This window comes from Methylocystis sp. Uni0008 (genome assembly GCF_056838045.1).
On sequence record NZ_CM166370.1, the window covers coordinates 723,925 to 747,672 of the forward strand.

A 23,748-nucleotide genomic window follows, 5' to 3' on the forward strand; every position below is an offset into this window, starting at 1 on the left:
TGATCTATCGCCAAATTCTCGGCCGGCTGGAACCATCTCGCCGGCCGCACGTTTGCATACGGTTTATTTCGACCGTACGCGCCTTTAGCGCGGCCGCAACAAGAGATATTCGGAATGGTTCAGCAACTTATCGATCGTATTTACGAATGCTCCTTCGCGCCTGACATGTGGCCGGACGTTCTCGACGAACTTTCACATCTCGCCGAGGCGCAGGGCGGCGTGCTCTTCGCCGCGCGCGAAAGAGTCTCCCGCTGGACGGCGTCTCCGGCCATTTGCGAGCACGTCGAGAATTTCATGCGCGGCGACTGGCTGAGCAACTGCACGCGCGGCGGCAAGCTGTTCAGCCGACGTCATCCGGGTTTCCTGACCGACGACGACGTCTATACGGCGGAGGAGCTCGAGCGTGATCCCAACTATGCCGACTTCCTGCGGCCGCGTGGGCTCGGCTTCAGCGCGGCGACCGCGATTTCACTGCCCACCGGCGACACCGGCATCATCTGCCTCGAACGCGCGCATGACCGGGGGCCCGTCGAGCCGTCGATCATTCGCCAACTCGACGAGTTGAGGCCGCATCTTGCCCGCGCCGCCTTCCTCGCCACGCGCCTGCAACTGGAGCGCGCCCGCGTCGCCGGCGAAACTTTCGCGCTCATCGGCCTGCCGGCGCTCGTGCTCGACGACGACGGTCGCGTGATCTGCGCCAACGACCCGGGCAACGCGCTGAACAGATATGTTCGCTGGCGCGCCCACGACCGCGTGTCGCTTGTCGACGCGTCGGCCGACGGGCTGCTGCGTCAGGCGATGGACGCGCTCGACGACGATCTGGTCGGCGCGCCGAGATCCTTCGCCGCTCGTTCCGGGGAAGAAGAAAGTCCGATGATCGCCAATCTTGTGCCGATCCGCGGCGCGGCGCGGGATATTTTCGTGCGCTGCGCGGCGGTCCTGGTGATGACTCCGGTCGGCTCGCCGCAGGCGCCCGCGATCGAATTGGTGCAGTCGCTCTATGATCTTACGCCCGCCGAAGCGCGCGTCGCGCGCGGCCTTGCCACCGGCAAGACGCTGGAGGAGATCGCCACCGAACAGGCCGTGTCGCGCAACACCGTGCGCACGCATCTGCGCGGCGTCATGGAGAAGACCGGATGTAACCGCCAGGCGGAAGTGGTCGCGCTCCTCGGCGGACTTGCGCCGCTCAATTCGCCGAAAGGCGAGTAAGTATACATCTAATTCCAAGCAAATTTTGGCCGGCCTCATCCATTTGGATGATGTCGGCCTTTTCGTATGATTTTAACGTCTCTATCGAACGTCGGGGGGGCGGACGAAATTGCCGCGGACGCTTCAGTAACTCGGGGTTCTGTACTATTCGCTCAATTTTCAGCCGCTTTTTAAGCAGTTTTACGAGCAGCACTTTCCTTCTCAAATTTGAGGGCCCTCGCGAGGCCCCTCTTTATTCCTACAGGTCCAAACGCGCAGACCGGCGAGTCGCTTGAGCGGCGCTTGCAAATAAATTCCCGGTTATCATCCATTCGAATGACGCGGAGAAATGGTTTTCGTTATAGATTTTGCAGGAATGGTGAGAGAGCGTTAGGCTTTAGACGAGCGCAAATACTCTCATCATTCGCTTATCTGTCGCTTAGTTCTCAGGCTCTACTATAGTCCAGGACGTTTCCTCCTTCACTTTTCTCCCATGACTTAGGGGCCGTTGCGCGGCCCCTTTTTTTGTCGCGCCTGTCAGACGCCTGTCGGGTAGTTCGGGCTCTCGCGGGTGATGGCGACGTCATGCACATGGCTCTCACGCAATCCAGCGTTGGTGATCCGCACGAATTGCGCGCGCTCCTGAAACTCCTTGATCGTGGGGGCGCCGACATAGCCCATTGCCGCGCGCAGCCCGCCCGCGAGCTGATAGAGGATCGGCGCGATCGGCCCGCGATACGGCACCTGTCCCTCGATGCCCTCGGGAACGAGTTTGAGCTGCTCCTTCACGTCGCCCTGGAAATAGCGCGTCGCCGAGCCCGCCGTCATCGCCCCGACCGAGCCCATGCCGCGATAGGCTTTGAAGGAGCGGCCCTGGTACAGAAACACCTCGCCTGGCGATTCCTCGGCGCCCGCGAACAGCGAGCCGATCATGACCACGTCGGCGCCCGCCGCGATGGCCTTGGCGAGATCGCCGGAATATTTGACGCCGCCGTCGCCGATTACCGGCACGTCGGCTTTGCGCGCCTCCTCCGCGGCCTCCATGATCGCGGTCAGTTGCGGCACGCCCACGCCGGCGACGATGCGCGTCGTGCAGATCGAGCCGGGACCGATGCCGACCTTGATCGCGTCCGCGCCGGCGCCGATCAGCGCCTTGGCGGCTTCGGCGGTCGCGATATTGCCCGCGATGATCGACACCTTGTTCGACGCCTTCTTGACGCGCGTCACCTGATCGATCACCGCCTGCGAATGCCCATGGGCGGTGTCGATCACGACGCAGTCGACGCCGGCGTCGATGAGCTGCAGCGCGCGCTCGAAGCCGTGGTCGCCCACGGTCGACGCGGCGGCGACTCGCAGCCGCCCTTCATGATCCTTGCACGCGTAAGGATGAAGCGTCGCCTTTTCGATGTCCTTGACCGTGACGAGTCCCACGCAGCGGTAGTCCTCGTCGACGACGAGCAGCTTTTCGATACGATTTTCGTGGAGTAGCCGTTGCGCCTCCGCCTGCCCGACGCCTTCACGAACCGTCACGAGCTTTTTCGTCATCAGTTCGGCCACCGGCTGGCTGCGATCCTGAGCGAAGCGCACGTCGCGGTTGGTGAGGATGCCGACGAGCTTGCCCTTGCCGCCGTCGCCCGCGCGCTCGACGACGGGAATGCCTGAAATGCCGTGGCCGGCCATCAGGGCGAGCGCGTCGGCGAGGGTTTCGTCGGGAAAGATGGTGATGGGATCTATCACCATGCCGCTCTCGTAGCGCTTGACCTTGCGCACCTCGGCGGCCTGCGCGGCTGGCGACAGATTCTGGTGGAGGACGCCGATGCCGCCCGCCTGGGCCATGGCGATCGCCAGACGCGCTTCGGTGACGGTGTCCATGGCGGCCGAAACGATCGGCAAATTGAGCGAGATTTCGCGCGTCAGACGGCTCGTGACGTCGACGCTGGACGGCATCACGCGCGAATGGCCTGGCCGCAGCAACACGTCGTCGAAGGTCAATGCTTCGGTCAACGTGACAGGCGATATGGCCATTGGCGCCAACTCCGTTGAGCGGCGATGCGAACGCGTCAGCCGCTGGATGAGAATTTGACGGCGGGCGCCGTCAGTGGTTGGCGCGTGCTCATAGCATTATTCAGGGCGAAGGCAAATGACAGGCGCGCCGCAGCCCTGCTGGACGCATCGACAGCCCGCGGGCGAAATTTTGCTATGCTGGTCAAAAGGCAATGATTGCAATGCGAGAGCTTGATGCGCTTCCCTCAACTTAGCTTTGCTTCCCGCCTGGTTGCGCTGGTCGCTGCGCTGAGCGTCGGCGCGACGCTGATGTCGTCGATTCTGCTTTCCTGGTCCAACTACCGGGCAATGCTGGCCGAAGCCGAAGTTGAAGGCGAAAGCGTCGCACGGCTGGCGCGAAGCGCGAGCCTCGCGCGCGAACTTCCGATCGAAGTCGAGCAGATGCTGTCGCAGCACATGATCGTATCGGCCGAGCTTCTGGCGCTGTTCGTCGAAGCGGCCGAAAAGGCGGGCATGACATCGGCCGAGATAAACAATCGGCTGAACGCGATCACCGATAGGACGACGCTCGACGAGTTCTGGGTGACCGACGAGAAAGGCTACGCCTATATCCACAGCAACAAGAACGTCGACTTTCAGTTCAGCGCGTCCGCCAAAGAGCAGCCGCAGGCGCATGAATTCTGGGACCTGCTCACCGGCAAGAAAGACAAGGTTGTTCAGGACGCCAGAAAACGGGAAATTGACAACGAACGGTTCAAATATGTCGGCGTGCGCGGCGCGGATAAGCCGCGGATCGTCCAGGTTGGCTACAACGCGCGCTTTCTTGAGGAGGTCGACGAGCAGATCGGACTTCCGCGCGCGATCGACAATCTTCTGGGCAGCGGCGAAATCGATGCGATCTTCGTGTTCAACAAGGATTCAAGCCTGATCGCCAGCCCGAAGGCTGAACGACTCACCTCCGGCCACGACAAGCTGACGGACCAGGAGCTGGCGCCGGTACGAACCGTTATCGCAAGCGGGAAGTCACGGTCGATCAATAGCGCCGGCAAGCTCAGCGTCATCTCCCCGATCGACGCGGAAAACGGCGGCGGCGCGATCGGCGCCGCCTTGATCAGAATGCCGACGGCCGGCTGAACAGCGTTCTCGCCACGCAGATCGAAACCGCGCTTGGGATCGCTCTGGCCGCGACACTGCTCGGCGGCGGCATGGCGGCCTGGATCGCGCGAAAGCAGACGGCCCCCGTCGTGGCGATCACCAAGGCGGCGCACAATGTCGAGCGCAGAGCGTTTTCGGCCGAGGAACTGTCTGACGTCGAGGACCGCTCTGACGAAGTCGGGCAATTGGCGCGCGTCTTCAAGAAGATGGCGCTCGATTTTCTCGACAGCGAGCGGACGCTCGACGCGCTTGTGACGCAACGAACTCAAGCGCTCGAAGAAAGAAATACAGAACTCGAACGGCTGTCGGCGCGCCTGTCGAAATATCCTTCGCCGCAACTCTACGGCACGCTTTTCAAGAACAAGAACGTGGCGTCGATTTCGGCGAAGCGAAAGAAGTTGACGATTTTCTTTTCCGATGTCGTCGGATTCAGCGAAATGACCGAGCGCCTGGAATCCGAAGACATCACCCGCATGCTCAATGATTTTCTCAATGAGATGGCGAACCTTGCGCTCGCCTATGGCGCCACGATCGATAAATATATCGGCGACGCAGTCATGATCTTTTTCGGCGACCCCGAGACGCGGGGCGTGAAAGAGGACGCCGTAGCGTGCATTCTGATGGCGCTCGATATGCAGGCGATGACCCGTCGCCTGGAGCGCCGATGGCGCGAACATGGCCTGGACCAGCGGTTTCAAATACGAATCGGCGTCAACACCGGCTATTGCACGGTCGGCGATTTCGGCAGCCAGGAGCGCATGGATTACACCATCGTCGGCCACCAGGTGAATGTCGCGGCGCGGCTCGAGCAGTCCGCGGCGCCAGGCGCGGTGCTCATCTCTCTCGAGACGATGACGCTCGTGAGCGACGTGATCGAAGTGGAAGAGCAATCCCCGATTAACGTGAAAGGCGTCACCGGACCGATCCGCACCTATAAGGCGCTGCGCAAGAAGGCGCTTTCCCCGGCCGAAATCATCGACGAACAACGCGAGGGCCTGCGGGTCGAGGTCGATCTCGCGAAAGCGGACAGGGATGAGGCGATCAGCCTGCTGAAAGCGACGATCGAGCGTATCCGCTCAAAGGAAGGCGACGTTTCGAACGGCAAGAGCGACTTAGGATGAAAGAGCGTCGGTTCAGGCCGGCGCGTTCGTTCGGGCGCCGTCGATCACTGCAGCGGTGTCGTAATATTCGAAGAACTCGATCGCCTGTCCCGCCTCGTTGAAACGCCAAACGTCGACTTTGGGGGTTTCCACGACCTTGCCGGTTCGTTTGAACCGCCATGCGCAGCGGCCGATGGCGACGATGCGGTCGCCTTGCGCGACGAAATGATCGACGGCGTAATAGTCCATCCGCCAGTCGTGCGTGAGCTCGCGCAGATAATTGGCGACGCCATCGCGCGAGTGCCGGGTCCTGGTGAAAGACAGCGCATCCGGCCGTCCCTGCGCCAATGAGCCGAAATTGATTTCGTCCGCGACGAGGCTCAACCAATGATCGACGCTGCCGCCTTTGGTTTCATCCCACAGACGATAGGCTTCCTTCAAAATCGCGGCGTTTCGCGCTTCCTGCGACATGACGAACGCTCCAGCTGAAATAAGCTGCGACGCTACGTCCTTTCGGCCCAGCCAACAGCCGTGGTCATGCGGCTGCGCCGGCGCGCTCGGTGTCGAACTGCAGTTTCGCGAGCCGGGCGTAGAGGCCGCCCGCGGCGCTCAGGCTCGCATGCGTCCCCTGCTCCACGATGCGGCCTTCGTCGACAACGACGATGCGGTCGGCTTCCAGCACGGTCGCGAGCCGATGGGCGATCACGAGGCTCGTGCGCCCCTGCATCACGTCATGCAGCGCCGCCTGCACCAGCGCCTCATTCTCGGCGTCGAGCGCCGAAGTCGCCTCGTCCAGCAGCAGCACCGGCGCGTCCGCCAGTATCGCGCGCGCAATCGCCAGGCGCTGGCGCTGACCGCCCGAGAGCGTGATCCCGCGCTCGCCGAGCAGCGTGTCGTAGCCCATCGGCAGCGCCATGATGAAGTCGTGCGCCTGGGCGCGCTTCGCCGCCGCGACGATCTCCTCGCTTGAGGCGTCGTCACGCCCGTAGGCGATGTTTTCGGCGACGGAAAGTCCGAAGATCACCGGATCCTGCGGCGCGAGCGCGATCGCCCTGCGCAGCGCCGCAGGATCGAGATCGCGCAGGTCGACGTCGTCCAGCGTGATCGAGCCGGAGTCGACGTCGTAGAACCGAAGAAGCAGCGCGAAAGTCGTCGATTTGCCGGCGCCGGACGGTCCGACCAGCGCGACGCGCTCGCCCGGCGCGATGACGAGTGAGAAATCCTGCAAGGCGGGCCTGTCGGGCGCCGTCGGATAAGCGAAGCGCACATGGTCGAAGGCGATGCGTCCCTGCCAGCGCGCCGGCGGCGGAGTCGGCCTCGCCGGCGCGACGATGCGCGGCTGAACGGCGAGAAGGTCGGCGATGCGGCCGGCTGCGCCGGCTGCCGACGAGAGTTCGCTCCAGGTCTGCGACAGCTCGCCGAGCGAACTTGCGCCAAGCACCGCATAGAGAACGAATTGCGACAGAACGCCGGATGTCATGCGGCCGGCGAGCACATCCTGGGCGCCAAGCCAGAGCACGCCGACGACGCTCGTAAAGACGATAAGAATCGCTCCCGCGGTGACGAAGGCGCGAAGCACCGTCGCGGCCTGCGCCGCGTCATAGGCGGTTTCCACCGCGCGGGTGAACCGCGCAGTCGTCGACCCCTGCGCGCCGTTGGCTTGCATGGCGCGCACCGCGGAAAGATTTTCCCCGGCGTAAGCGGAGGCCTGCGCGAGCGTATCCTGCGCATGACGCGAGCGCACGCGCACCGCGCGGCCGGAAGCGATCAGCGGCAGAACGATGACGGGAATGGCTGCGAGCGCCAATCCGGCGAGTTTGGGGCTCGTCGCGATCATCATCACGATCGCCCCGAAAAACATGAAGAGATTGCGCAGCGCGACCGACGCCGATGAGCCGAAGGCAGATTTCAGCTGGGTGGTGTCCGCCGTGAGCCGCGAAAGAAGCTCGCCTGTCTTCGCCGTGTCGTAGAAGGCGGCGTCCAGAGTCGTGAGATGCTTGAAGAGATCGGCCCGCAGATCAGCGACGACGCGCTCTCCAAGCGTCATGACGAAATAGTAGCGGGTGGCCGAAGCGATCGCGAGCGTCGCGGCGACGGCGATCAGCGCCCCGAAATAGGCGTTCACGGCGCCCGCGCTGTCCGCGGAAAAGCCGTGATCGATCATGCCGCGAACGGCGAGCGGCAGGGTGAGCGTCGCGCCCGCCGCCAGCAGCAGCGCGACGAAGGCAAACGCGATCGTTCGCTTGTAGCGTAACGCGTAGGGCAACAGAGGCCGAAGCGGCGCGAGAGTGGCTTTCAGCCCGCGATCCGGTTTGCGAGTCACAGGATCGGCGGAATCGACGTCAGCGTTCTTTTTTGTCATCGGCACGGGGTATAGCGTCCGTCGTGGACGAAAACGAAATTGGGCGGGGCGTTCCGCGACCGAAACCCGGCGCGGAAGCGCGCTGAAAACGAAAATCTTTTTCGCTGCAGAACGGCGAAAATCCGGTCTAGCCGCGTACTTGATTATATATCAGTGATTTACATCCGCGACATCCTGTCGCAGTTTTGTTTGACACAGCGCGAACTTGTGCTAACCTCCGCCTGCGTCGAAATGACGCGCCCTTCAGGGTGAGAAAGCGCCGGACCGAACAAGGCGCGACTCAGGGAACGAATAAAGAGGAGAGTAGAACGATGGCTCAGAAAGAACTCGAAATCACCACGAACACCTACATCTTCGCTGGCATCGGCGCCGTTATTCTGGGCGGTCTCGCCTCCGTCGCGCTTGGCGGCATCCCCAACACGATCGCGGCGGCCGTCGTCGGCGGTCTCGCGGGCGGCTGCCTCGGTCTGTTCTTCTAGTATAAAGCGAATAGCGAGGCGCGGAAAGTTTCAGGCCTTCCGCCCTCGACGCGAAGCCGGCAGTCGAAACGACTGCTGGCTTCTCTGTTTTGAGACGCCTTTCTTGCGGCGCCTCTAAAGGGACGCCGTCGTCGCGTTCGCCGGCCATAATTCTCGCGCGCGTTCGCGCAAAACATATTTCCGGATCTTGCCGGTCGAGGTCTTCGGCAACTCGCAAAAAACGATGTGGCGCGGGCATTTGAAACGCGCGAGATGCTCACGCGTCCAATCGATCAGCTCCTCCGCCGTCGCCTCTGCGCCATCCTTCAGCTCCACGAAGGCGCAGGGCGTTTCGCCCCATTTGTCGTCGGGCGCGGCGACAACCGCCGCGGCGCGGACCTTCGGATGCCGAAACAGCGCGTCTTCAACCTCGATCGAGGAGATATTCTCGCCGCCCGAGATGATGATGTCCTTCGAACGATCCTTGAGCTGGATGTATCCATCCGGATGGCGCACGCCCAGATCGCCCGAATGGAACCAGCCGCCGTGAAAGGCTTTGTCTGAGGCGCTTTTGTTCTTCAGATAGCCCTTCATGACGACATTGCCGCGGAACATCACCTCGCCCATCGTCGCGCCGTCACGCGGGACAGGCTGCATGGTGTCGGGGTCGATCACGTCGAGATCTTCGAGAACGAGATAGCGCACGCCCTGGCGCGCCTTCATCTGCGCCTGCGCCGGGCTTTCAAGCGAATCCCAGTCGTCCTGCCATTCGTTGACCGCCGCGGGACCATAGGTTTCGGTCAATCCGTAGAGATGCGTGACTTCGAAGCCGGCGGCCTTCATGCCGGCGAGCACCGCCTGCGGCGGCGGCGCCGCGGCGGTGAAGAAGCGCGCGGTCCGCTTCAGCGGCTTTTTTTCCGAATCGCTCGCATTGAGCAGCGTCGACATGACGATAGGCGCTCCGCACAGATGGGTCACGCCATGCTCGGCCATCAGTTCGTAGATGTGTCCCGCGCGCACCTGCCGCAGACAGACGTGCATGCCGGCGTTGACCGAAATCGACCAGGGAAAGCACCAGCCGTTGCAGTGGAACATCGGCAGCGTCCACAGATAGACCGGATGGCGGCCCATATCGCCGGTGAGCACATTGCCGAGCGCCGTCAGATAGGCGCCGCGATGGTGATAAACCACGCCCTTCGGATCGCCCGTCGTGCCCGACGTGTAGTTGAGCGAGATCGCGTCCCATTCGTCCTGCGGCGGAGCCCACCGGTAATCGGCATCGCCCGAGAGCACGAAGTCTTCGTAATCGAGGGAGCCCAGGCGCTCGCCGGGGCCTTGGTATTCCGGATCGCTGTAGTCGATGATCAAAGGCTTCGCCTTTGCCAGCGAAAGCGCCTCGCGAATGACCTCCGAGAACTCGCGATCGACGATCAGCGCCTTCGTCTCGGCGTGATCGAGCGTGAAGGCGAGAATCGCGGCGTCGAGCCGCGTATTCAGCGTATTCAGCACCCCCCGCATCATCGGCACGCCATAGTGGCATTCGAGCATCGCCGGCGTATTGGCGAGCATCACGGAAATCGTGTCGCCGCGACCAAGCCCAGCCTTTTCCAAAGCGCTAGCGAGCCGCCGGCTGCGCGCATAAAAATCCCGATAATTGAGACGCAACGCGCCGTGCGCGACCGCGATGCGTTCGGGAAATACGGCGGCGGCGCGCTCAAGGAAGGTGATTGGGGTCAGCGGCTGAAAATTTGCGGGATTTCGGTCAAGGTCGCGATCGTAAGGCGAGTCTGTCATCCGGAGAGTCCAAAGGTTCGCCTCGCGGGAATTCGCTCGCGGCGAGAGCGACGCGCGCCGATGCGCGTTGGGCAGATCGGCGCAGGTTCTTAATGAGAAGGATACGCGCGAGCTTCCGCTTGATCAATCGGAAGCGCGGGCGCCCTTACTCCCCGAAATCGACGTCCTTCAGACGACCGAACACGCGATCGGCGTCAAAATTGTCTTCCTCGTCCGCAGGAGCCGCTGGTTTGGCCTTGCCGAAGACGTCCTCCGTCGTCGAAGGCTCGGCCCGCGGACTGGTGGTGACGCTCGCAGGAACCAGCGTCTGACCATGATCCTCGACCGCCGGCGGCTTGTCTTTCGCCGCGCGATTGACCTCGAAATCGAGATCGATCTGCGAACAAAGGCCGAGCGTCACGGGGTCCATCGGCGAAAGCGCCGCGGAGTTCCAATGGGTCCGCTCGCGGATCGCCTTGAGCGTCGTCTTCGTCGTGCCGACGAGACGCATGATCTGGGCGTCCTTCAGCTCGGGGTGATTGCGCACCAGCCACAAGATCGCGTTCGGACGATCCTGGCGGCGGGACAAGGGCGTATAGCGGGGACCGCGCGCCTTCTTGACCTCCGGCACAACCACTTTGGAGACGGAAAGGCGGAGGCGATGGTCGGGGTTCCTCTCGGCCTTTTCGATTTCTTCGCGGGTCAGCTGTCCCGAGGTGATGGGATCATGGCCGCGAATGCCGGCCGCGACCTCGCCGTCGGCGATACCCTTCACTTCCAGCGGATGCAATTTGCAGAAATCGGCGATCTGATCGAATGTCAGCGACGTATTTTCGACGAGCCAAACGGCCGTGGCCTTCGGCATCAACGGGGCGTTGCCCATCTCAAAAACTCCTTGACCTCAAGACATGGCGGGGGCGTTCGCGCCGCGCAAGCTGCGCGAGCGACCCACAGAACAGCCGTCCATGTCGGGATGCCGCCTATATAGTCCGCATCCGTCTAAAGCGCAATCAAATCGCCCGGAACCGCCTGGCCGCGCCGGCTCGGCTGCTTGCTCCTATTCCGTGTCGCGCGCATGCGCCGGGCGCAGCCCGCGCAAGGCAGGCGGCAGCAGTTCGCCCATCGTTTCGGCGATGGCGGCGCCGTAGCGGTGGAAGAACAGGCCAAAGACGATGAGAAGAACGCCGATCCCCGAGAGCGCGAAGGGGAAGAGGATCGAATCCTTGAAAACGCTGCTGGCGAGATAGCCGAGATAGGTGGTGACCCCGATCGCGCCGAACACCGCATAGACGCGACGCATCAGGAAGAGCGAGAGGAAGATCAGGCCGACGTTGATGGCGCAATAGAGCGCCTTGCCCAGTTCGTCGCCGCTGTGCTGGGCCGTCAGCCCGCCCCAGAAGGCCATCAGCCCGAAAAGATGCAGCCAGAAGGCGAAATCGCCGTCGCGCCAGCGCTTGAGATCGACGAGCCAGGCGATGGCGAGAACGGCGAGGCCGAAATACATGCTGATCGTCGCGCGCTGATCCCACGTAAATTCCTCCACCCCCATCAGCCAGGGTGTCAGATCCATCGACATGAACCAAAGCGAAAAGGCGATGATCATGACGAGGAAAGGAAAAGGAAAGGCGAGCAGCGCGAGAGACGCCGCGGCGATTGTGCCAAGCTCCATGGGGAGCCAGCTTGATTTGATCCAAACGTAGAAATCGCCGTAGGGGCGCGCTTCTCCCGCCGGACTGACGTCGAACATCGACTGGAGCGCGAAGATCCCGAGCGGGGCCATGCCGACCGCGCAGGCGATGAGCAGGCCGCCCGGCGTGCGAAGGCCACGGCTGCGCCACAGATAGGCGCCGGCGAAAGCGAACACGACCGCGTAGACGATTGCGGTGACGAGCAACGCCTTGTCACCCCACAGACCGAAGGCGGTCGTCGAAAACATGCCCATGGCGCCCAGCACGATCAGCGCGCCCGCGTACCAAAGCAAGTTGACGAAGTCGTAGCGCGGCGCTTGGGAGGTCGCCGCTGCGGCGGACGCGTTCCGCGATGCAAGAAACTGCGTCAGCCGCTCGAACGCGGCGACGTCAATCGCGCCCGCGTCGCGAGCGGCCGCGATATCGTCAATGGTGAACCGAAACTTCATTGTTTCACTCCTTTGCGGCGACATCCCAATGCCGCGCTACGGAAAAAACTTTGTGCAAACGCACAACAGCGTAGCCCTTCCCTGCGGATTTGACAGCCGCCGCCGCTTTCGCCCATCTAACGCCGGCGCCCACATCGCGAAGGACGAAATGCAGAAGAGAAGCTCAGGCCTTACCTACGCCGGCGCCGGGGTCGATATCGACGCAGGAAATCGGTTCGTCGACATGATCCGCCCGGCCGTACGTTCGACGCGGCGCTCCGGCGCCGATGGCGAGATCGGCGGCTTTGGCGGCGTATTCGATCTCAAGGCGGCCGGATTTTCCGATCCTGTGCTCGTTGCTGCTAACGATGGCGTCGGCACCAAGGTGAAGATCGCGATCGAATCCGGGCTTCACGAGACGATCGGAATCGACCTCGTCGCCATGTGCGTCAACGACCTCATCGTTCAGGGCGCCGAGCCGCTTTTCTTCCTCGATTATTATGCGACCGGGAAGCTTGATCCGGCCGTCGCCGCTTCAGTAGTGAAAGGCATCGCCGCCGGTTGCGTCGAGGCGGGTTGCGCCCTGCTCGGGGGCGAGACCGCCGAAATGCCCGGCCTCTATGCGCGCGGCGACTATGACCTCGCCGGCTTCGCCGTCGGCGCCGCGGAGCGCAACCGTTTGCTGCCGCGCGACGTGCAGAGCGGCGACGTCGTTTTCGGACTCCCCTCCTCGGGCGTTCACTCCAACGGCTATTCGCTCGTGCGCAGCATTGTGAAGCACGCCGGACTTGCATGGAGCGCGACCGCGCCTTTCGCGCGGGACCTCAGCCTGGCGAAAGCGCTGCTGACGCCGACGCGAATCTATGTGAAGCCGCTTCTCGCCGCCTTGAAGGCGACGCCCCATATCGTCGCCCTCGCTCATATCACCGGCGGCGGCTTTCCAGACAATCTGCCGCGCGTGCTGCCGAGCGGACTTGGCGTGGCGCTTGATCTCTCCGCGTTCAATCCTCCGCCCGTATTCCGCTGGCTCGCGGAAAAAGGAGACATTGCGCAGAGCGAGATGCTGCGCGCCTTCAACTGCGGAATCGGCATGGCGGTCGTGGCGTCGGAGCCCAACGCCAGCGAAGTCGAAGCAGCCTTGCGCGCCGTCGGCGAGAAGCCCGTGCGCATCGGCGAAATCATCGAGGCGCACGACGCCGAGCGAGTCCTAACCCGCGGGACTCTGGCGTTGTGACGCGGCTGCGCACCGCGATCCTCATCTCGGGTCGCGGCTCAAACATGGACGCGCTGATCGCGGCGGCCACAGACCCCGGCTTTCCCGCCGACGTCGCGCTTGTGCTCTCCAATCGGCCTGATGCGCCTGGGCTCGCCAAGGCGAAGGCCGCTGGCGTCGCGACGGCTGCGGTCGATCACAAGATCTATGCCGGACGCGAAGAGTTCGAGCGTTCGCTGCAAATGGTGCTGGACACATACCGCATCGAGTTCATCTGCCTCGCGGGCTTCATGCGCATGTTCACGCCATGGTTGGTCGGCCGCTGGCGCGGCCGGATGCTGAACATTCACCCGGCTCTGCTGCCTGCCTATCGCGGACTCGACACGCATGAGCGGGCGCTCGCGGACGGCGTGAAGATACACGGCTGCACCGTACATTTCGTTGTGCCCGAAATGGACGAAGGACCAATCGTCGCGCAGGCCGCCGTGCCCGTTCTCGACGACGACACGCCGCAGACGCTCGCGGCGCGCGTGCTTGCGCAGGAACACATCATCTATCCGATGGCGCTGCGGCTGGTCGCGTCGGGCGTGGTGCGGGTCGACGGCAATCGGGTGATTGGCGCCCCCACGCCGCATGAGACGGCGCTTATCGTTCCTGAGCCCTCTGCGTCGGAGCCCAAGAGGATTTCATGACCATCACGCTTTTCTGTTTTCGTCCCGTTGCCGGACTGCCGGACGCGTCGCCATTCGTGATGAAGGCGATGGTTCTCCTGAAGATGGCGGAACTCGATTACGTCGAGGACCGCGGCGGCTTCTCGAAGGCGCCGAAAGGCAAGCAGCCGTACATCAACGACGACGGCGAGATCGTCGCCGACTCGACCTTCATCCGCTTTCATATCGAAAACAAATACGGCAAGGACTTCGACGCGCTTCTATCCGAGGAGCAGAAGGCCGTCGGCTGGTGCGTCGAGAAGATGTGCGAAGAACATCTTTATTGGGTCATCGTCCATATGCGCTGGATGGACGAGGCCAATTTCCAACGCGGTCCGGCGCGCTTTTTCGAGAGCGTGCCCGCCGTGGCGCGCCCGCTGGCGAAATGGTTCATTCGCCGCAAGATCGCAAAGAATATCTGGGCGCAGGGCATGGGTCGGCACACCGCTGCCGAAGTCGAGGCGCTTGGCGTGCGCGACATCGACGCGCTCGCGATTCTGATCGGCGACAAGCCCTATCTCTTTGGCGATACGCCGTGCGGCGCCGACGCGACCGTCTTCGGTTTCGTGGCGTCGATCCTGGCCCCAATGGCCGAGAGCGCGATTCGAGACGCGGCGCTCGCGAAGCCCAATCTCGTCGCCTATCGCGACAGAATGATGCGAAAGTATTTTCCTGAAAACGGATAGGGCGTGATGGGTGACCCCAAGCCTTCATGGCCGGGCTCGGCCCGGCCATCCATGCCAATTTGCGTCGCGCAAAAGAAGTGTGAGACGCAGTTGGTCATATCTCATCCGGATGCGCCGTGAATGCCCGCGACAAGCGCGGGCATGACGCTCGCGTTTAGCCGACGATCTCGTTGCCGGAGAAGAACTGCGCGATTTCGATCGCCGCGGTTTCCGGCGCGTCGGAGCCATGCACTGAATTCTCGCCGACGCTCAGCGCATGTTCCTTGCGAATGGTCCCCGGCGCGGCGTTCGCCGGATTCGTGGCGCCCATGACTTCGCGATAGCGCGTGATCGCGTTTTCGCCCTCGAGCACCTGCACGACGACGGGCTCGGAAATCATGAAATCGACCAGTTCTCCGAAAAACGGACGCTCCTTATGCACGGCGTAAAAGGCTTCCGCCTGCTCGCGCGACATGCGGATACGCTTCTGAGCGACGATGCGCAGACCCGCGCCCTCGATCAGCGCGTTGATTTTGCCGGTGAGATTGCGCTTCGTAGCGTCGGGCTTGATGATGGAAAAAGTGCGTTCGATCGCCATAGGAGCGCGTCGCCTCGTTGTTGGAGAATGGTCAGGCGCCGCGCTTATATCGGTCGCTCGCCGGGCCGGCAAGCCTACATCGCCTCGGCCTTTTCCACTTCGCCGCGCGTTGGCGAGGGCCTGAACCTAGTCGCCGGATCATTGCGATTGATGCGCCAATTGGGATGGTGGAAATGCAGGACGTGATCGCCATTGTAGGAGGCGACGGCGTTGTCGAATGTCAGCGCGCCGATCCGCCGCCAGTTGCGGAACGTCCCCTTCTTGAAGCCCGTGCGGCCGGTCACTTCGCCATCATCCGTAACTTCGATCGTGAACTCGATTTTGCGCCTGGGCGTCGGATCGCCTTTGTCGAACATCATCGCGAGCAATTCGTCGCGCGAATCGAGTTCCTCTCCTTCGATGCGGGGATGGCCCGGCGCAAGCTTCAAGCGCATGAACCGCGGCGCCCGCGTCGGAACGCCGGCAGGTTTGCCGAGCTCTGCGATCTCGTGGAGCTGGCGTTCGGTCGGATCCTTGTCGGTGATCGCGAATACGACGCCGGCGGTCATGACGATCGGCGACGTCGCCCAGTCATTCGACAGGGTGACATTGGGCGCATTCACGAAATCGACATCGTTGATGTAACGCGTCGACGCGCCGACGATGTCGTCGATCGTGAAGAAGTTCGCCGTCTGTAGCGGCTCCTGATGATCCGGGTCGGTCGTCGGGAAGAGCTTGCCGGCGATGCCCTGCCCGCGCGGTTTGCCGCGCTTCACCGCGCCGCCGTTGGAATAGCGCGCAACGACAAGCGCCTTGCTGCCCTTCTCGAAATAGCCCGTGCAGCCGCTGTCTTCGGTGATTTCCCAAAGTCCCGTCAGAACGACGCCCCAGGGATGCACGATGCGCCTGAAGCCTTTCCTGTAGGGTCCCCACCTCAGATCGCTGCGCGCGTCAACCGATCGCTCGGCGGCTTGCGTCAGAAAGTGCCTGCCCCTCCAGATCGCGCGCAGCATGTCGAAAAAGGTCGGCATCACGAAGGGAAGCGGCGGCTCTCCAGGCGCGCCCCAGACTTTTTGATAGGGATTGGCGAAAACCGCGTCGCGAACCTCGCTGAAACGCGAACCGGGATAGACGCGGTCTTCATCGACCAGTTCGATGACGCCGAAATCGTTCGGGCCCATGGCATGCCCCCTCATTCAATCAATTCAGAGAAAACCGGCCTCCTCCAACTGATGGACTTTATCGGCCTCAACCGGATTGTCCAGCTTGGCCCTCTCAGCGATAGGCGCTCGCGACGCCCATGAAATCCTTGGCCGTCAGGCTCGCGCCGCCGACAAGCGCGCCGTCGACATTGGCGACGTGCATCAATTCGCGGGCGTTCGACGGCTTCACTGAGCCGCCGTAGAGAATGCGCACGTCGCCGCTCTTGCCGCCGCCGAGCCGGGCTTCGATCCGCTCGCGCGCGAAGGCATGCATTTCGGCGACGTCGTCGACGGTCGGCGTCAAGCCTGTGCCGATCGCCCATACGGGCTCATAGGCGACGACAACATGCGCGGGCGCGTCAGCGGGAAGAGAGCCCTCGATCTGGGCGCCGACGATGCTCAGCGCGTCGCCCGCCTCCCGCTCGGCGCGAGTCTCGCCGACGCAGATGATCGGCGTCAATCCTGCGCGCAGCGCGGCCGCCGCCTTCGCCTGCACGTCGGCGTCAGTTTCGCCGTGGTCGGAACGTCGTTCGCTGTGGCCGACGATGACGTAGGACGCGCCGGCGTCCTTGAGCATTTCAGCGGAAATGTCGCCCGTATGGGCGCCGCTCGCCTCTGCGTGGCAATCCTGCGCGCCAAGGCCGAGGCGGCCGCGCGCCGCAACGTCCCGGGCGAGCGCGATGAGCGTCGCCGGCGGACAGACGATCAGCTCAGCGCGATCGCGCAACGCTTGGTCGTAGGCCGCGCCCATCGCCTCGATCTCGGCGAGCGAGGCGCGCAGCCCATTCATTTTCCAATTTCCGGCGACGAGCGGGCGGCGGGCCATGCGAAATGCTCCTGACAACAGGCTTGGGTAACAGAGGTAATGCCGGCCAACAATCTATTCGCGGCGCAGCGCGAAAATGTCATTGGCGCGTCATATATGTCGATATATCTGGAATTATGGAAATAGAAGCGGCGCTCGCCTGTCTCTCGGCGCTCTCTCAGCCAACTCGGCTCGAGGCGTTCCGGCTGCTTGTGCGGCATGAACCAAAGGGACTTCCCGCCGGCGACGTCGCCCGGGCGCTGTGCGTCCCGCAGAACACGCTCTCGGCCCATCTCAACGTCCTATCGCAGGCGAAGCTCGTGATGAGCGCGCGCTCGGGACGAAGCATCGTCTACCGAGCCGATCTTTCCCGGCTCAACGCGCTGGCCCGCTTCCTTGCCGAAGACTGCTGCGGCGGCGCGCCCTGCGCGCCAGCCGATTCTCTTTCACGCATCAAATGTGAGTCTCGCGAATGACAGACAGGGTCTACAACGTGCTGTTCCTGTGCACCGGCAACAGCGCGCGCTCGATCATGGCCGAAGCGTTGCTGCGCGAGCGCGGCGCTGGCCGGTTCAACGCCTTTTCCGCCGGCAGCCACCCGAAGGGCGAGGTCAATCCCTACGCGCTCGAGACGCTGGAGACGATGGGTCTGCCCGCCGCCGGCTATCGCTCGAAGAGCTGGGACGAGTTCGCCGGTCCCGACGCGCCGCACATGGATTTCGTCTTCACCGTTTGCGACAGCGCGGCGGGAGAAATCTGCCCGGCGTGGCCCGGCCAGCCGATGACCGCGCATTGGGGCATCGAAGACCCTGCGGCGGTCGAGGGAAGCGACATCGATAAGCAGCGGGCCTTCGCCACCGCCTTTCGCTATCTGCGCAATCGCATTGATCAGTTCTGCGCCATTCCGCTGCATCGTCTCGACAAGCTCGCGCTCCGCCGGCGTCTCAACGAGATCGGTGAGATGGAAGGCGCAACATCGCCGAACGCGACCGCGGAGTAAGTCATGACCATTTTCGAACGCTATCTCTCGCTCTGGGTGGCGCTCTGCATCGTCGCCGGCGTCGCGCTGGGGCATTTCCTGCCCGGCGTCTTTCACGCGATTGGCGAGATGGAGATCGCCAAGGTCAATTTGCCCGTCGCGGCGCTCATCTGGCTGATGATCACGCCGATGCTGATGAAGATCGACTTCGCCGCGCTTGCCGAAGTTGGCCGTCACTGGCGCGGCATCGGCGTCACGCTCGCCGTCAATTGGGCGGTGAAGCCATTTTCCATGGCGCTGCTCGGATGGATTTTCATCGGCTATCTGTTCCGGCCCTATCTGCCGGCGGATCAGATCGACTCTTATATCGCCGGCCTGATCCTGCTCGCGGCGGCGCCGTGCACCGCGATGGTGTTCGTGTGGTCCAATCTCACCAAGGGCGAGCCGCATTTCACGCTGAGCCAGGTCGCGCTCAACGATGCGATCATGATCGTCGCTTTCGCGCCGATCGTGGGCCTGCTGCTCGGACTTTCGTCGATCGTCGTGCCCTGGGACACGCTGTTTCTCTCCGTCGTCCTCTATATCGTCGTCCCGGTGATCATCGCCCAATTGGCGCGCAAGCGGCTGCTGGCGGCGGGCGGCGAGAAGCTTTTGGCGCAGACGCTCGCGCGGATCGGTCCCGCTTCGCTCATCGCGCTGCTCGCGACGCTCGTTCTGCTCTTCGGGTTTCAGGGAGAACAGATCATTCGGCAGCCGGCGATCATCGCCATACTCGCCGCGCCGATACTGATCCAGGTCTATTTCAACGCCGGGCTCGCCTATCTGCTCAATCGCGCGGCGGGTGAGGCGCATTGCGTCGCCGGCCCTTCGGCGCTGATCGGCGCGAGCAATTTCTTCGAACTCGCGGTCGCGACGGCGATCAGCCTCTTCGGCTTTGATTCCGGCGCTGCGCTCGCGACTGTCGTCGGGGTCCTGATTGAAGTTCCGGTGATGCTGAGCGTCGTCTGGATCGTCAATCGGACCAACGGCTGGTACGAGCGCGGAGCGCTTCGATCGTCCGATCGAGTCTCCGCGCGCCTTGATCTACCTTGAATTTAGCAGAGGCGGTAGCCGTAAGCCGCGAGCTGGCGGCCGGTGATGCGCAGCATCGGGCCGGGGGCCTGCTGCCCGTGGCGGCGCACGTGGGCCATGAAGGCGCGACGCAACGCCGGCTTATAATGCGAGGCGAAGACCGCGGTCATCCGGGGATCGACAACGCCGCCCTCGGGGCCGCCAAACCAAGGCGCGTGGAAGCCGAAAACTGCGCCCTCAGAAACGCACGAGTTGGGGTTGGCCAGATACAGCGTGCATGAAGAATCGCACTCCGTGGGGCCGATCCGGATGGGCTCGCCCCGCGCCTGCGCCCTCGCCAGCCTGGCTTCATACTGCTCGACGCGTCCGCCGTAGTCCGGCGCCATAACATCGAAAGCTTGGGCCGGCGCCGTCAAAAGTACGGCCGTCATCATTCCTGCAAGACCGAGAGATCGCAGCATAGGAGTTCCTTTTTGGGGCGCTCGATGAAAGGGCGGTCGCGCCGCCGAATGGCTGTCAGGGCTCAGTCGACCGAGCGCGCGTCTCGGGCCCATCGGGAAGGGGAAGAGCTTCGATTCGCGCCTCTTCCAGCTTCAGCGTCCCATTTTTAAAACAAGCGATATCTCAAGTGCAAGCCTGGCCTTAACTTTATGGTTAAATTTTTTTGAAGATGACGCTTGTCGGGGACAATTCGCGCCCTAATCGGCCGAAGCTCACGAAACCGAGAACACTTCTCCGACGGCGCCGGCTCCCGGACGCTCAGAGCCTGTTACATTCCTTCTCCGCCATCCGCAAAGGAGCCAAAGCTTGAGACTTCTCCCGTTGCGCATCGCGCTTGTCGCTCTTCTCGGCCTCGCCTTCGCGTTTCTGCAGTTCGCAGAGCGGCCGGGAGTGGAGCCTGCGCAAACCGAGTGGCGAGAAGATGGCCGGCTGCATGTGTTCTTCTCGCCCGATTGCCCGCATTGCCACGAGGCCATCGCGTTTCTGAAGCGCCAGCGCAAGATCGACTATGTGCTTCACGACATTTCAAAGCCGTCGAGCGAAGCGCTCTTTCAAAGAGTCGTGAAGCGTTTCGGCATCGAAGATCCGGCCGTGCCCCTCTTCGTGCACGGCTCGCGTCATGTCATCGGTTTTGAGTCCGCGGAATCGACCGGGCGCCAAATCATGGCGCTGCTTTCCGACCAGGAAGCTGTCTCACGCCGCGCCGCTCAGTCGAAAATCGTCATTCCGCTCATCGGCGAAATCGATCCGACGCATCACTCGCTCCTCGCGCTTACAGCGCTGATGGGCCTCTCCGACGGGTTCAATCCATGCGCGATGTGGGTGCTCGTCTATCTGATATCGCTGATCGTGAACCTGCAGGACCGGCGGAAGATCTGGTGGCTGGTCGGCACGTTCGTGCTCGCGTCGGGAGTCTTGTATTTCCTGTTCATGACAGCATGGCTGAACACGTTTCTTTTCATCGGATACATTCGTCCGCTGACGCAGCTTATCGCGCTGACGGCGATCGGCTTCGGTCTCGACCATCTGATTGGCCTCGCCGCGACGCGCGGAGAGGTGGTCTGCGAAGTCGGCGACATCGAGCAACGTCGACGCACGATGCATTGGGGGCGCGACATCGTCGCTGCGCCGATCGGGATCGCCAGCTTGCTCATGGTGGTTGCGCTCGCCTTTGCGGTGAACGCGATCGAATTCATCTGCTCTGCGGCGTTGCCGGCGATCTACACGCATTTGCTCGCGTTGACCGATCTGCCGATCGCCCTGCACTACGCCTACATCGGGCTCTATGTGCTGTTCTTCATGCTCGACGATCTCGTTATCTTTGGCTTGGCGGCCTTCGCCGTGCAGAAGATCGTCAATACGCGCTATGCAGCCATCAGCCGAACGATCGGCGGAGTCATTCTCATTGGCCTCGGCGGCTGGATGCTGGCGCGGTGATATCACCCGCTACAGCGCTTCTCGCGGCGAAGCGCCGCATTTGACGTGCGCCGCCCGATGGCCGCTCGGCGCAGCGTCGGAACGCCGGAAGGTGGCGCTGCTGCGAAGCCTTCTGCAACCGGGTCAAGACTTCGCGCACTCTTGCGTCGCCGACTTGCGCCAGAAGCCGCTCATACATCGCCGCGTTCTCGATCTCCGCAGCTACCCCTGCCTTGCACGCCTCGGTGAGACTGGAGGGCGCCGGAACCTGTCCGGACCATCTGTCGTTCGGCGGTTCGACGCCGAAACGCTCGAAGAGGCGGAGAAGCGCGCTCGCATGGCGCTCTTCGGCTTCGATGATGTTCACGAAAGGTCTGACCGGCCCGAATTTGTCGATCACGCTCTGATAGGTTGCGCGAGCCTTATATTCGTCATCGAGCGCGTCGCGCAGCGCTTCAATCGTCTTTTCATCGACGGACATGCCGCATTCTCCATCGCTATGGCGCTACGGCTCAAATGGGGAGTAATGCGCTCTCGGCCAAGCAGCGTCCGACGAGGTGGCGACGTTGACGCGCGTGGCGATCGCAAACCTTGTCTCCATGGCGTCGATTCGTCACGGGAGACTCTCTCCCGCATCATAAGCGGCACGCTTGAAAATCCACCGTGCGGTGATTTAGTCCGTCAGATGCGCGGCTGCGCTTATAGAACAAGAATTTTTAGGGAGACGCATCGATGACGACCGATAAGGAGCAAAACCAGGTGCGCGAGGTGGTAGGCGTATTCAAGAACGCCGACACGCTCCAAGAGGCCATAGACGAGTTGATGTCCTCGGGCTTCGATCGCGCCGAGATCAGTCTGCTCGCAAGCGAGGAAGCCGTCGACGAAAAACTCGGACACAAATACAAGAAGGTAACTGAGCTTGAAGACGAGAGCGCCGCGCCGCGCACGCATTATGTGTCTGTGGAATCCATCGGCGATGCGCAAGGCGGCGTAATCGGCGGCTTGGTGTATGTCGGCGCCGGCGCGGCGATCAGCGCGATATTCGCCTCAGGCGGCGCCTTGGCCACGGTGATCGCGGGGGCGCTGCTCGCGGGCGGAAGCGCCGGCGTGCTCGGCGCCGCTCTGGCAAGGCTGATCGGCGAACATCACGCGAAACACCTTGAAGAACAGCTTCGCCACGGCGGCCTTCTCCTCTGGGTGCGCACGTGGGACGCGGAGCGCGAGCGGCTGGCCAGGGAGATCCTGGCGCGCCATTCCGGACGCGACGTCCACGCGCATGTCATGCAGGATTAGCGAATTGGCGCAGGCTACCGCTTGCGCTTTTTCTCGACGTCCATCGCAAGCGACTTGCCGAGAATGTGCTCGTCGCGGCCGATGACATGCGCGCTGGAGCCGACGATGAGCGGGTCGGGTCCATGGACGACGCTGTAATCCTTGTTCGGGTAGTCGAGGCTCGACAGAAAGTGCTGCATGCAGTTGAGCCGCGCACGCTTCTTGTCGTCTGACTTGATCACGACCCATGGCGCATCGGCGGTGTCGGTGAAGAAGAACATGGCCTCCTTCGCCTCGGTGTAGTCGTCCCATTTGTCCATCGAGGCGCGATCGATCGGCGACAGCTTCCATTGCTTCAACGGATCGTTCATGCGCGAATGGAATCTGCGCTGCTGCTCCTCGCGCGTCACGGAGAACCAGTATTTGTAGAGGCGGACTCCGGAATTGACGAACATGCGCTCCAGTTCGGGACATTGGCGCATGAAGTCGAGATATTCGTTCGGCGTGCAAAAATTCATCACCCGCTCGACTCCGGCGCGATTGTACCAGGAGCGGTCGAAGAAAACGACCTCGCCCGCCGCCGGCAGGTGCTGGATGTAGCGCTGGAAATACCACTGCGAGCGTTCGCGCTCGGAGGGCTTCTCCAGCGCGACGACCCGCGCGCCGCGCGGATTGAGATGCTCCATGAAGCGTTTGATGGTGCCGCCCTTGCCTGCGGCGTCCCGCCCTTCGAACAGCAGCACGATGCGCTGCCCGGTCTCCTTGACCCAGTTCTGCGCTTTCAGCAGCTCAACCTGTAGCGGCTGCATGTGCCGCAGGTAGATCTTTTCACTGAGGCGCGTCTTGTAGGGAAACTCGCCGGATTCGAACGCCCGGCGGATCGCCTCAGAATCCGCCCGAAGCCGCCGGACGTCCTGCTGCGGGACGTGAGGCTGCGGCGCGCGGCCGGCGTGCCGTTCGTGGGGAACGACGACGGTCTCGGCCTCGACCCTGGGCTCCGTCGCGGCTTGAGCGACGGCGTCGGCGGTTTCGTCCATTTCGGAGCCTCTTCACATGGGCGGCCCCTGCCGGAAGCCCCGGCGCGGGCTCGAATTCTCGCGAAAGTGCAAGCATTCGAAAATCAAGGCAATAGCTCATTTCGACGCGCGGCGATTGGTTCCCGGAGCGCATTGCCACGCGCC

At 62.8% G+C, this 23,748-nt stretch carries 24 protein-coding genes; 12 read left to right on the forward strand and 12 right to left on the reverse strand.

The genetic code is table 11. The annotated features are described in order from the left end of the window. The first annotated feature begins 114 nt into the window (after positions 1-114). Positions 115-1,209 carry a helix-turn-helix transcriptional regulator gene (locus tag AC0X69_RS03645; protein ID WP_482611389.1) on the forward strand — a complete coding sequence of 365 codons (1,095 nt, stop codon included), beginning with the start codon at positions 115-117 and terminating at the stop codon, positions 1,207-1,209. Positions 1,210-1,725: 516 nt separating this feature from the next. On the opposite strand, the gene guaB is transcribed toward AC0X69_RS03645, so the two are convergent. Further along, positions 1,726-3,213 (reverse strand): IMP dehydrogenase, encoded by a 1,488-nt coding sequence (guaB, locus tag AC0X69_RS03650; protein ID WP_482611391.1) that lies wholly within the window; start codon positions 3,211-3,213, stop codon positions 1,726-1,728. Positions 3,214-3,426: 213 nt separating this feature from the next. Between guaB and AC0X69_RS03655 the strand changes: the two genes are divergently transcribed. Beyond that, positions 3,427-4,326: a hypothetical protein gene (locus AC0X69_RS03655; protein ID WP_482611393.1), complete on the forward strand. Its 900-nt coding sequence runs from the start codon at positions 3,427-3,429 to the stop codon at positions 4,324-4,326. Positions 4,327-4,397: 71 nt separating this feature from the next. After that, positions 4,398-5,468: an adenylate/guanylate cyclase domain-containing protein gene (locus AC0X69_RS03660; protein WP_482611395.1), complete on the forward strand. Its 1,071-nt coding sequence runs from the start codon at positions 4,398-4,400 to the stop codon at positions 5,466-5,468. A 12-nt stretch (positions 5,469-5,480) separates the two neighbouring features. Here the strand turns inward: AC0X69_RS03660 and AC0X69_RS03665 are convergent, their stop codons facing one another. Both AC0X69_RS03665 and AC0X69_RS03670 read right to left on the reverse strand, forming a co-directional pair. Then, entirely contained in the window at positions 5,481-5,918 is a 438-nt protein-coding gene (locus AC0X69_RS03665) for a nuclear transport factor 2 family protein (RefSeq protein WP_482611397.1), read from the reverse strand. A 64-nt stretch (positions 5,919-5,982) separates the two neighbouring features. Further along, the gene (locus tag AC0X69_RS03670; protein WP_482613300.1) at positions 5,983-7,809 is read right to left on the reverse strand and encodes an ABC transporter transmembrane domain-containing protein; all 1,827 of its coding nucleotides are present in this window, start codon (positions 7,807-7,809) and stop codon (positions 5,983-5,985) included. Between the two features lie 311 nt (positions 7,810-8,120). Between AC0X69_RS03670 and AC0X69_RS03675 the strand changes: the two genes are divergently transcribed. After that, the gene (locus AC0X69_RS03675; RefSeq protein ID WP_482611399.1) at positions 8,121-8,288 is read left to right on the forward strand and encodes a hypothetical protein; all 168 of its coding nucleotides are present in this window, start codon (positions 8,121-8,123) and stop codon (positions 8,286-8,288) included. Between the two features lie 114 nt (positions 8,289-8,402). Here AC0X69_RS03675 and AC0X69_RS03680 read toward each other — a convergent pair whose 3' ends face one another. The 3 genes from AC0X69_RS03680 to AC0X69_RS03690 form a co-directional block, all read right to left on the reverse strand. Further along, entirely contained in the window at positions 8,403-10,061 is a 1,659-nt protein-coding gene (locus AC0X69_RS03680) for an acyl-CoA synthetase (protein WP_482611401.1), read from the reverse strand. A gap of 145 nt (positions 10,062-10,206) precedes the next feature. Continuing rightward, positions 10,207-10,923: a DUF1013 domain-containing protein gene (locus AC0X69_RS03685; RefSeq protein WP_482611403.1), complete on the reverse strand. Its 717-nt coding sequence runs from the start codon at positions 10,921-10,923 to the stop codon at positions 10,207-10,209. 174 nt (positions 10,924-11,097) lie between these two features. Beyond that, on the reverse strand, positions 11,098-12,177 hold the full coding sequence (locus AC0X69_RS03690; protein WP_482611405.1) for a hypothetical protein: 1,080 nt from the start codon (positions 12,175-12,177) through the stop codon (positions 11,098-11,100). Positions 12,178-12,325: 148 nt separating this feature from the next. Between AC0X69_RS03690 and purM the strand changes: the two genes are divergently transcribed. Genes purM through AC0X69_RS03705 form a run of 3 tightly spaced genes read left to right on the forward strand, consistent with a single transcriptional unit; the run spans position 12,326 to position 14,765 of the window. Beyond that, a complete protein-coding gene (gene purM, locus AC0X69_RS03695; protein ID WP_482611407.1) occupies positions 12,326-13,390 on the forward strand; it encodes a phosphoribosylformylglycinamidine cyclo-ligase in 1,065 nt (354 codons plus the stop codon). Between the two features lie 44 nt (positions 13,391-13,434). Beyond that, a complete protein-coding gene (gene purN / locus AC0X69_RS03700) occupies positions 13,435-14,061 on the forward strand; it encodes a phosphoribosylglycinamide formyltransferase (protein ID WP_482613301.1) in 627 nt (208 codons plus the stop codon). Then, a complete protein-coding gene (locus tag AC0X69_RS03705; RefSeq protein WP_482611409.1) occupies positions 14,058-14,765 on the forward strand; it encodes a glutathione S-transferase family protein in 708 nt (235 codons plus the stop codon). The genes purN and AC0X69_RS03705 overlap by 4 nt, the downstream gene beginning before the upstream one ends. A 154-nt stretch (positions 14,766-14,919) precedes the next feature. Here AC0X69_RS03705 and ndk read toward each other — a convergent pair whose 3' ends face one another. The 3 genes from ndk to tpiA all read right to left on the reverse strand — a co-directional run bounded on the left by ndk (position 14,920) and on the right by tpiA (position 17,349). After that, the gene (gene ndk, locus AC0X69_RS03710) at positions 14,920-15,342 is read right to left on the reverse strand and encodes a nucleoside-diphosphate kinase (protein WP_482611411.1); all 423 of its coding nucleotides are present in this window, start codon (positions 15,340-15,342) and stop codon (positions 14,920-14,922) included. A 74-nt stretch (positions 15,343-15,416) separates the two neighbouring features. Next, positions 15,417-16,502 (reverse strand): hypothetical protein, encoded by a 1,086-nt coding sequence (locus AC0X69_RS03715; protein ID WP_482611413.1) that lies wholly within the window; start codon positions 16,500-16,502, stop codon positions 15,417-15,419. 94 nt (positions 16,503-16,596) lie between these two features. After that, complete coding sequence (gene tpiA, locus AC0X69_RS03720) at positions 16,597-17,349, reverse strand: triose-phosphate isomerase (protein WP_482611415.1); 753 nt, start codon at positions 17,347-17,349, stop codon at positions 16,597-16,599. 116 nt (positions 17,350-17,465) lie between these two features. On the opposite strand from tpiA, the gene AC0X69_RS03725 reads away from it, so the two are divergent. Genes AC0X69_RS03725 through arsB form a run of 3 tightly spaced genes read left to right on the forward strand, consistent with a single transcriptional unit; the run spans position 17,466 to position 19,399 of the window. After that, entirely contained in the window at positions 17,466-17,804 is a 339-nt protein-coding gene (locus AC0X69_RS03725; protein WP_482611417.1) for an ArsR/SmtB family transcription factor, read from the forward strand. Then, entirely contained in the window at positions 17,801-18,328 is a 528-nt protein-coding gene (locus AC0X69_RS03730; protein ID WP_482611419.1) for an arsenate reductase ArsC, read from the forward strand. The genes AC0X69_RS03725 and AC0X69_RS03730 overlap by 4 nt, the downstream gene beginning before the upstream one ends. Before the next feature lie 3 nt (positions 18,329-18,331). Continuing rightward, positions 18,332-19,399, forward strand: a complete 1,068-nt coding sequence (gene arsB / locus AC0X69_RS03735) for an ACR3 family arsenite efflux transporter (protein WP_482611421.1) — start codon at positions 18,332-18,334, stop codon at positions 19,397-19,399. Positions 19,400-19,401: 2 nt separating this feature from the next. Here arsB and AC0X69_RS03740 read toward each other — a convergent pair whose 3' ends face one another. After that, positions 19,402-19,839: a hypothetical protein gene (locus tag AC0X69_RS03740; protein WP_482611424.1), complete on the reverse strand. Its 438-nt coding sequence runs from the start codon at positions 19,837-19,839 to the stop codon at positions 19,402-19,404. Positions 19,840-20,185: 346 nt separating this feature from the next. Here AC0X69_RS03740 and AC0X69_RS03745 point away from each other — a divergent pair, with 346 nt between their 5' ends. Continuing rightward, the gene (locus AC0X69_RS03745) at positions 20,186-21,316 is read left to right on the forward strand and encodes a glutaredoxin domain-containing protein (RefSeq protein ID WP_482611426.1); all 1,131 of its coding nucleotides are present in this window, start codon (positions 20,186-20,188) and stop codon (positions 21,314-21,316) included. On the opposite strand, the gene AC0X69_RS03750 is transcribed toward AC0X69_RS03745, so the two are convergent. Next, the gene (locus AC0X69_RS03750; RefSeq protein ID WP_482611427.1) at positions 21,282-21,776 is read right to left on the reverse strand and encodes a ferritin-like domain-containing protein; all 495 of its coding nucleotides are present in this window, start codon (positions 21,774-21,776) and stop codon (positions 21,282-21,284) included. The two genes, AC0X69_RS03745 and AC0X69_RS03750, sit on opposite strands and share 35 nt — an antisense overlap. Positions 21,777-22,027: 251 nt before the next feature. Between AC0X69_RS03750 and AC0X69_RS03755 the strand changes: the two genes are divergently transcribed. Beyond that, positions 22,028-22,588 carry a general stress protein gene (locus tag AC0X69_RS03755; protein ID WP_482611429.1) on the forward strand — a complete coding sequence of 187 codons (561 nt, stop codon included), beginning with the start codon at positions 22,028-22,030 and terminating at the stop codon, positions 22,586-22,588. Positions 22,589-22,602: 14 nt separating this feature from the next. On the opposite strand, the gene ppk2 is transcribed toward AC0X69_RS03755, so the two are convergent. Beyond that, positions 22,603-23,604, reverse strand: a complete 1,002-nt coding sequence (gene ppk2, locus AC0X69_RS03760) for a polyphosphate kinase 2 (RefSeq protein WP_482611431.1) — start codon at positions 23,602-23,604, stop codon at positions 22,603-22,605. Positions 23,605-23,748: the final 144 nt, after the last annotated feature.